4 protein-coding genes are annotated in these 2,903 nt (G+C 46.4%); 3 read left to right on the top strand and 1 reads right to left on the bottom strand.

Annotated elements, in window-relative coordinates:
• A partial coding sequence (locus RDS42_RS13835) for a DUF6128 domain-containing protein (protein ID WP_308784172.1) occupies positions 1–1,104 on the top strand: 1,104 nt, incomplete at its 5' end.
• Here RDS42_RS13835 and RDS42_RS13830 read toward each other — a convergent pair.
• Positions 1,078–1,773: an anaerobic ribonucleoside-triphosphate reductase activating protein gene (locus RDS42_RS13830; protein WP_308784171.1), complete on the bottom strand. Its 696-nt coding sequence runs from the start codon at positions 1,771–1,773 to the stop codon at positions 1,078–1,080. The two genes, RDS42_RS13835 and RDS42_RS13830, sit on opposite strands and share 27 nt — an antisense overlap.
• 111 nt (positions 1,774–1,884) lie before the next feature.
• Between RDS42_RS13830 and tadA the strand changes: the two genes are divergently transcribed.
• Together tadA and RDS42_RS13820 are read left to right on the top strand one after the other, a co-directional pair.
• Positions 1,885–2,391 (top strand): tRNA adenosine(34) deaminase TadA, encoded by a 507-nt coding sequence (gene tadA / locus RDS42_RS13825; RefSeq protein ID WP_308784170.1) that lies wholly within the window; start codon positions 1,885–1,887, stop codon positions 2,389–2,391.
• Positions 2,391–2,828: a GatB/YqeY domain-containing protein gene (locus RDS42_RS13820; protein WP_308784173.1), complete on the top strand. Its 438-nt coding sequence runs from the start codon at positions 2,391–2,393 to the stop codon at positions 2,826–2,828. Before tadA ends, RDS42_RS13820 begins: the two co-directional genes overlap by 1 nt.
• The last annotated feature ends 75 nt before the right edge of the window (positions 2,829–2,903 follow it).

Below are 2,903 nucleotides of genomic sequence, written 5' to 3'. Positions count from 1 at the left end.
CTTTTGAAAGAGTATCGGCGTTTTGTCGCATATGTATATGAGTACCAGAAAGAAAAAAAGGGAAGAAACTGCGGTTTTATTCAGGTAGAAGCAAAAGAGCAGAACTGCAGGATGGAGGTGCATCTTCTTTGCCCGGGGCTGCTTCCGGAGGAGAAGTGCGAAATTTTTGGATTTGTCCGTAACAGCGGGCTGATGGATGGAATCCTGGTGGGGGAATGCAGAACCGGGGAAAGCCGTGCAGACTGTGTGGTAGAGACGGACAGAGAAAGCCTGGGAGGAAGCGGGATCCCTCTAGAAAAAATGGGAGGAATGATTCTTCTGACGGAGAGTGGAGGATTTTTTGGAACGGAGTGGGATGACCGGGCAATCCGGCCGGATAATTTCCGGAGAGTAAAGCTTCAGAAGGAGAAGGAGGAGGGCAGGAAAAAGCCGGAGATGCAGGAGGAAGTTCCGGAAGAGGACAGGAAAGAGCTGGAAATGCAGAAGGAAATTCCGGAAGAGAGCAGGAAAAAGCCGGAAATGCAGGAGGAAATTCCAGAGGAGAGCAGGAAAGAGCCGGAAATGCAGGAGGGAGAAGCCGTGAAGGCGCCGGAAGCTTCGGAGAAAGTCACGGAAGAAGCCGCGGAAGCTTCGGAGTTTCAGGAGAAAAAGGCAGAAACGGAACCGAAAGGGGTGGAGCCTTCAGGGCAGAAAGAGAGCAGTCGGGAACAGATGGCAGCACAGTCTGTGGCAGAGGCGGATGTAAAGAAAAGGAAAGTTGAATTTCCGCATATTGGTGAGCCGGCTGAAATTTTTGAGGACGGAGAAATCTTTGACTGCAGGAAAATCCAGCTCAGAGATCTGTGCAGGCTTCGTTCCCGGGAATGCGGTCTTCGTAATAACCGTTTCCTGCAGTATGGATTTTATAATTTTGGACACCTTCTTTTAGGAAGGAACCGCTCCGGGCATTACATATTGGGAGTTCCCGGAGCCTATGATCAGCAGGAACAGTTTATGGCGAATATGTTTGGATTTCCTTATTTCAGAGAAAGCCGGCAGATACAGGTTCCTAAAAGGAGAGGCGGTTACTGGTATCGCTTAATCAATCCCCCGGAGTTCCACTAAGGGAATGGTACGTTTTAGTATTTCGCGAAAATGCTCCAGTTCTTTCCTGGTATAACTGCTGAATCCGGGCTGCAGAACTTCTTCAGAGTCTCTGTACGCCTGGAGATAGTAGGCTTTGGCTCCTGCCAGCCACTGACCGATTTCAATAAAATCTTTTTCGGAATGTAGTTCTCGTACTACTGTGGTACGGAATTCATAATCCAAAGCACCGTTTTTTAAAAAATTCACCGTTTCTTTGACAGCATTAATCTCAGGATGGACAAGTCCGCACAAAGCAGGGTAATTATCAGGGCATGCTTTGATATCCACGGCAGCCATCTGGATCAGATCCTGTTCAGCAAGAGCCTTCAGAAGAGCCGGATGCGTTCCATTGGTATCCAGCTTGATGGAATAACCTAGAGCGCGTATTTCCTGCAGGAGTTCCGGAAGATCAGGAGAAAGAGTTGGTTCACCACCGGTAACACAAACCCCATCCAGAATGCCCTGCCGTTTTTTCAGAAAAGAAAGCACTTCTTTTACCGGGATTTCCGGCTGTGCAGAAGGGTTCAGCACAAGGGTGCTGTTCTGGCAGAAGGGGCAGCGGAAATTACATCCTCCCAAAAAGATCACAGCAGCTACCTTGCCGGGATAATCCAGCAGGGTTGTTTTATTTAATCCGTATATTTTCATGTAATCATCCTTTCGTTGACAGCCTTTTCTTTATTTTAGAGATTCTGCATTGATTTTGCAACGGTCATTTACTATAATAAAAAACAGAAACTTAGAGAGGAGTCGTTTTTTGTGACGGAGCAGGAACGTTTTATGAAAGAGGCTGTCCGGCAGGCAAAAAAAGCATGGGCATTAAAAGAAGTGCCCATCGGATGTATAATCGTGTCTGAAGGAAAGATCATTGCCAGAGGCTATAACCGGAGAAACACAGACAAAAATACACTTTCACATGCAGAACTGAACGCGATCAGAAAAGCCAGCAAAAAACTGGGAGACTGGAGACTGGAGGGATGTACCATGTATGTAACTCTGGAGCCATGCCAGATGTGTGCCGGAGCTCTTGTGCAGTCCAGGATTGATGAGGTGGTTATCGGAAGTATGAATCCCAAAGCCGGATGTGCAGGATCTGTACTGAACCTTTTGGAAATGGACGGCTTTAACCATAAAGTAAAAGTTACCAGAGGAGTTCTTGAAGAAGAATGCTCTGCTATGCTTTCAGATTTTTTCCGGGAATTGCGTCAGGAGAAAAAACTCCGAAAAGAAGCTTTGAAAACAGATCAGACCAGGAGGAATGAATGATGGATCTTGAAACATTAAGAAAAGATATGGTAGCGGCTATGAAGGCAAAGGATAAAACAACAAAGGAGGCAGTGTCTTCTCTGATCGCAGCAGCGAAGAAAGCAGCTATTGATGAAGGCTGCCGTGATGATATTCCGGAGACTCTTGTGGATCGTGTGATACTGAAAGAACTGAAAACAGTAAAAGAACAGCTGGATACCTGTCCGGAAAACAGAGAAGATCTTCGTGCAGAGTACCAGGCCAGATATGATGTGATCGCAAAATATGCACCTCAGCAGATGAGCGAAGAAGAGATCCGTGCATATCTGGAGGAAAAATTTGCAGAGGTTCTTGCTACGAAAAATAAGGGACAGATCATGAAAGCAGTTATGGGTGATCTGAAAGGAAAGGCAGACGGAAAGCTGATCAACAAAGTGGTTGCAGCAATTTGCGAATAAAAAAAGGAGGAGTGTCGAAAGCAATGTCATTTAGTTAAGACATTGAGTCGGCAGCCTCTTGCAGAGCAAGGTATA

The organism is uncultured Blautia sp., from assembly GCF_902497045.1.
In the GTDB taxonomy this organism is placed as follows: Bacteria; Bacillota; Clostridia; order Lachnospirales; family Lachnospiraceae; genus Blautia_A.
This window is presented reverse-complemented; position numbering and strand designations above follow the sequence as displayed.